Source organism: Veillonella sp. CHU732 (assembly GCF_003992085.1).
Taxonomy (GTDB): Bacteria; Bacillota; Negativicutes; order Veillonellales; family Veillonellaceae; genus F0422.
The window spans coordinates 58,760-64,759 of sequence record NZ_RQVC01000013.1 but is presented as its reverse complement, the minus strand read 5'-3'; the positions used below and the strand labels follow the sequence as shown (position 1 = coordinate 64,759).

At 34.8% G+C, this 6,000-nt stretch carries 3 protein-coding genes and 1 CRISPR repeat array (1 of these 4 running past the window's edge); all 3 genes read left to right on the top strand.

The features are described 5' to 3' along the window. Positions 1-446: 446 nt before the first annotated feature. From cas9 to cas2, 3 genes are read left to right on the top strand one after another with little or no spacing between them, the layout of a single operon-like run. Positions 447-4,577 carry a type II CRISPR RNA-guided endonuclease Cas9 gene (gene cas9, locus EO121_RS06865; RefSeq protein ID WP_127166977.1) on the top strand — a complete coding sequence of 1,377 codons (4,131 nt, stop codon included), beginning with the start codon at positions 447-449 and terminating at the stop codon, positions 4,575-4,577. Positions 4,578-4,585: 8 nt separating this feature from the next. Continuing rightward, positions 4,586-4,801, top strand: a complete 216-nt coding sequence (locus EO121_RS06860; protein ID WP_240629407.1) for a hypothetical protein — start codon at positions 4,586-4,588, stop codon at positions 4,799-4,801. Continuing rightward, positions 4,801-5,016 carry a CRISPR-associated endonuclease Cas2 gene (gene cas2, locus EO121_RS06855; RefSeq protein ID WP_240629406.1) on the top strand — a complete coding sequence of 72 codons (216 nt, stop codon included), beginning with the start codon at positions 4,801-4,803 and terminating at the stop codon, positions 5,014-5,016. The genes EO121_RS06860 and cas2 overlap by 1 nt, the downstream gene beginning before the upstream one ends. 241 nt (positions 5,017-5,257) lie before the next feature. Then, a CRISPR array of direct repeats spans positions 5,258-6,000; the repeat unit is 36 nt; unit sequence GTTTGAGAGTAGTGTAATTCTGTAAATGTCTCAAAC (it continues 207 nt past the right edge of the window).

The window sequence follows — 6,000 nt, the reverse complement described above, 5'->3', positions numbered from 1 at the left end:
ATATGTCTATTTTATTGCAACAAAAAAATGTTGGTGACTACTCTTATATGAGTAGCCCCAACATTTATTATAGAGCCATAATTTGTTTAGTCTCTAGTATCACGTACTAAAATCTATGTGTGGTATCGCGCTGTCAATGAAGGATAATAAAAAAACTCAATTCCTAATGAATTGAGTTAAGTACCCACAGTGGGTGCCCTAAGGGCGATGAAAATAAATTCGTATTTGAACTTGTAGTGTGATTCTGTAAATATCTCAAACGTAAATATCTCTAACGTCTTTGAGATGCTTTTATTGTATACAAAAAAAGATATGGAGTCAAGTGTTTTTAAGTAGTATAATGAAATTAAATAATATATAGTAATATTCATTTTGAGGTATGGTAATGAATACTTACAGTTGCATTGTGTGAGGCCGGTTATGTTGTATGGAAAAGGAGAAGTACAATGAGTGATTTTGACAAACACAAGAATCAGATTTGCAAACACAAAGGTTTCAAAAGGGGCAATTATTTTATTGGTTTCGATATTGGTACAAATTCTGTTGGTTGGGCTGTAACAAATGAAAAGTATGAATTATTGAAGTTCAAGTCTCATAAAATGTGGGGCTCTAGGCTGTTTACAGAGGCGCAAACCGCAGTAGATACTCGTATGAAACGGTCAGGTCGTCGTCGTTTACAACGTCGTAAGTTTCGATTACTTTTACTAGAGTCATTATTTGCTAAAGAAATTAATGCGGTAGATGAAACATTTTTCATGCGTCTTCATGAATCAAAATACCATGTAGAAGATAAAACGAATCCAGTGAAATATACTTTATTCATGGATAAAGAGTACACTGATGTAGATTACTACAAGGAATTTCCTACAATTTATCACTTACGCAATCATTTGATGACAGAAGGCACGAAAGACATTCGCTTGTTATTCTTGGCTATTCATCATATCTTAAAATACCGTGGCAACTTTTTATATGGTAAAAAAGAATTTTCCGTGGATGGAGAAATTAATGAAGTAGTACGATCTACTTTATCAGAGTTAGGATTTGGTACATACATAAATAATGAAAGTGTACTTAGCGTTGTAGTATCTCTATTATTAGATAGAGGGGTAGGGCGTAGTGATACGGTAAAACAATTAGAGCCTATTATCGGGAATGGGAAAAAACTTTCTAGTATCGATAAAAAACGGTTGAAAGCGTGGGGTAATCTAATCGTTGGATTAAAAGCAAATTTACTGGATCTTTTCACCGAAGAAGATGTTGAAATAGCGGTACCAGAGGATAAAGAGTTCAAAGATATTTGTCTTAGCAAGATCATCTATGATGACGTGCGAGATGCCTATACGGAGGTATGGGGCGACAAATTTACCGTAGTGGATCAATGTAAAGTCTTACATGATATCATCGTTATTAGCTCTATTATCAAACCAGGGCAATCACTTTCAGAGGCAAAAATAGAATCCTATCAGCAACATAAGGAAGATTTAGCATTATTGAAATCTGTGCTGAAAGATGATAGAAAACTATATGACGCCATGTTTGTGGCAGACGTGGATAAAGGCGCCAACTATGTGAAATATATTAAGCAAGGGGTTACTGGAAACACATCGACTACAGAAGAAGATTTCTTCAAATACGTGAAAAAAATAGTATCCGCTTTGCCATCGACAGAAGATACGGAGATAGTATTACAAAAGATAGAAGAAGGCGTATTTTTACCGCTCCAACGAATTAGTAAAAATGGCGTAGTGCCTTATCAATTACACAAAGAAGAATTAGTGCGCATCCTAGACAAGGCTAAGGTGAACTTTCCATTTTTAAATAAAGTGGAAGATGGATTGACGGTAGAGGATAAAATTATATCTATCTTAGAATTTAAAATCCCCTATTATGTGGGGCCATTGAATCCAGCACATTCCTTTGAAAATGGTGGTTTTGCTTGGGTTGTTCGTAAAGAAGCAGGACAGGTATTGCCGTGGAATTTTGAACAAAAAGTTGACGTCCAAGCATCGGCGGTTAAATTCATTGAAAACTTAACTAACAAATGTACTTATTTAATCGACCAAGATGTGTTACCTAAATATTCCTTGCTTTATGCAGAGTTTTCTTTGCTGAATGAATTGAACAATATTCGTGTCAACGATAAACCATTACCTGCAGATGTGAAACAAGCATTTATCAGAGACCATTTTATGTCCTTGCAAGATAGTAAAGTAGCTACGAAAAAAGTGGTCGCAAAATATTTAGTAGATAATAACTATGTGTCACAACCGCCTATCATTACGGGCATGGACCAACAAATTGCTACGAAATTAACATCCCACAAAGATATGACTCGTATCCTAGGAGAACAGTTTGACCATGTTATGGCAGAAGATATCATTCGATATATCACTATCTTTGGTGAAAGTAAAGATATGTTGCGGCAAGTGTTGAAAAACTATTATGGAGATCGTCTTACTACAGAACAAATTAAAAAATTAGGAAAACTTACCTATACAGGTTGGGGCAAATTGTCTAGAAAATTCTTGTCCGATATTTGGGGCATGAAAAAGAACGATGATGACGCAGAAGCAGGTACTATCATTGAGCATATGCGTGAGGGGCAGGAGAATTTGATGCAACTATTAAGCTCTTCCTATTCTTTCATTGATGTGATCCAAGAGTATGTGACACAAGTATTGGGAGCCAAAGAAAAAACTGCCTTTGAAATGCTAGAAGATTTGTCTTTGTCGCCAATGGTAAAACGTAGTGTATGGCAAACATTGCGTATCCTTGATGAAGTAGTATCGATTCGCAAAGAAATACCGAAGAAAATTTTCGTAGAAGTAGCTCGCACAAATAAAGCGGATAAAAAACGGACTCAGTCTAGAAAAGCACTGTTGGTAGAGTTATATAAACAAATTAAAGATGAAGATGTACATGTGTTGCAACAAGAATTGGAATCTAAAGAAGATTCTGCCTTGAATAGTAAAAAATTATATTTGTATTTCACGCAAATGGGTCGTTGCATGTATTCTAGTCGTAGAATCGACATTCATGAATTATTTACTGATAAGTATGATATCGACCATATTTATCCACAAAGATTAACGAAAGATGATAGCTGGCATAATATTGTACTGGTTGAGAAGCGATTGAATGCGGAAAAAACAGACAGATTCCCGATTTATGAGGCGATTCAGGCGAAGCAAAAGGGATTTTGGAAATTATTGTGGGACCGGGGATTTATTTCTGAAAAGAAATATGATCGTCTAGTGCGAGTAGAACCATTAACCGATGATGAGTTAAATCAGTTTATTAATCGCCAATTAGTCTCTACGAATCAATCTATTAAGGCGGTGACAACATTATTACGTCAATTGTACCCAGATACGGATGTGGTATTCTCAAAAGCAGAAAATGTATCTGACTTTAGAAGTAAAAATGGCTTTATTAAAGTGAGATCCATCAATCACCATCATCATGCAAAAGATGCATATCTAAATATTGTAGTGGGCAATGTATACCATGAAAAATTTACAAAGAACTTCTTTGGCTTTGCTAAACAAAATGGCACTCATCGAACCTATAATTTGACGAAGATGTTTGAAAAGGAAATTCGATCAACAGAAAATAAAGATAGTATCATTTGGGATCCACAGGTTAGTATGGATGCTGTCAAAACGATGATGCGGAGTAATGACGTTCGAGTGACACAGCGAGCAGTACCACAAAAAGGGGGACTATCCGATGAAACAGTGTACAAAAAAGGTGTAGCCAAACGAGGTGTGTATTTGCCACTAAAATCGTCGGACATACATTTAAGCGATGTGGAAAAATATGGTGGAAGAACCAAAATGACTATCGCTGAATATGTTATTTTAAAAATTGTAGATATAAGGGATAAAGAGAAGATTGAAATCTTCCCACTTCCATTATATGTTTCTAATCAAGGATGTCTCAGAGAAGATATTATTGCACTGTATATTAAAGGCGCGAAAGACGCAAAAAAAATAAAATTCGCTGAAGTCATGTATAGAGGTCTTTATATTGGTAGTTTAGTTAATATTAATGGGTTTAAATATTATTTAGGAGGAAGAACTGGAGATAAAGTCTGCGTAGATTGTGCTATAGATTTAGTATTAGATAATGATATTAGTGTTTATATTAAATTGCTGGAAAAAGTTGAATATCAAAAAATAGAAAATCCTAAAACATTTGATATTCATAATATTACAACTACATATTTAGGCAATGAAATATATGTTACAGCAGAAGATAATAAAAAACTATATCAAGCTTTTATGGATAAGCTTTCTACTCCTTTATTTATTAAATTAAAAGGAAATAAAATAGAGGAATTTAAGACGATAGGGCTTGATAAATTTTGCGAGTTATCTTTAGAAAATCAAGTTACTATATTAATGGAAATACTTAATATTATTACTAATTTTAAAACTACTAGAAATTTAGAGCTGATTAACATAAAAAGCTCAAGATCTACAGTCGGTATTAATGTATCTAATACTGAAAGCTTTAGTGTCATCACAACATCTATTACAGGTTTATATGAAAATGAAATTAAAATAAAATAGGAGATACTATGAGTTGGCGCACGGTAGTTATAACTAAGCAATCAAAACTTGATTTTAAGATGAATTATATGATTGTTCGGCAGGGATTCGATATAAAGAAAGTGTTTATTGATGAGATTTACATGGTGATTATTGAATCTACGGCAGTAAGTTTAACTGCCGTGCTTCTCAATGCGTTAGTAAAAGCTAAGGTAAAAGCTGTATTTTCAGCAAGTTTCTATTAGTGAATGGCTTTATTATGTTACAAGAATCGGTGTATGTGAAACTGGTGTTAAATACGACAAGTGTTAAATTGTTAGAGAAACAACTTCGAGAACATAAGCCTGTAGAGGGGAATATTTGTTTACTAACAGTGACAGAAAAGCAATATTCTAAAATGGAAATACTGACTGGAGAAGTGCAGTCGGAAGTTTTAGATACAACAGAGAGAGTAATTTAATGATGGAAGAGTTGCACGATACGGTGTCTAAATTACATCAATTTTTAACACTATATTAGCAAAACAGTTATGCATTCTATGCATATCATCTGGCGCATATAGACTGCATGATATTGATAAATCTTTAATTAATGGGTATACTTTAGATAGTGACTTTTGTTTGATATAACGGTATTTACAGGATTACACTTGGTGGTGACTGGACAAGCTTTGGAACTTTGGACTCGTATTTGGGGTTGGGGTTTGAGAGTAGCGTAATTCTGTAAATGTCTCAAACCCTAATGCTGCAACTACTGTTACTACTAGAGTTTGAGAGTAGTGTAGTTCTGTAAATGTCTCGAACCTCATACTGGTAACGTAATGGCAAATGGTGGTTTGAGAGTAGTGTAATTCTGTAAATGTCTCAAACTATTTGCCTTCACGAGTAATGTATTCCATAGTTTGAGAGTAGTGTAATTCTGTAAATGTCTCAAACATGGTGTCGGCATCTTGCGGTAGTACCTCAGTTTGAGAGTAGTGTAATTCTGTAAATGTCTCAAACTTCGAAGAAGAGCCCTGATCTTGTACCCTCGTTTGAGAGTAGTGTAATTCTGTAAATGTCTCAAACATCACACCCATATCTACGACATGCTCATGAGTTTGAGAGTAGAGTAATTCTATAAATGCCTCAAACCGAACGCAAGAAAATTAAAGCACAAGCGCTGTTTGAGAGTAGTGTTATTCTGTAAATGTCTCAAACTGTGGGGCAAGGGCAAGAATTGTGGGTCGGGTTTGAGAATAGTATAATTCTGTAAATGTCTCAAACCTGTGCAGAAGTCCGCCAATACTTCCGTAAGTTTGAGAGTGGTGTAATTCTGTAAATATCTCAAACGGCTCTACCATAGTTTTCCCCTAATACGTTGTTTGAGAGTAGTGTAGTTCTGTAAATATCTCGAACTTCCCATATGATTTTGGCTTGGTCACGTTTGTTTGAGAGTAGTGTGA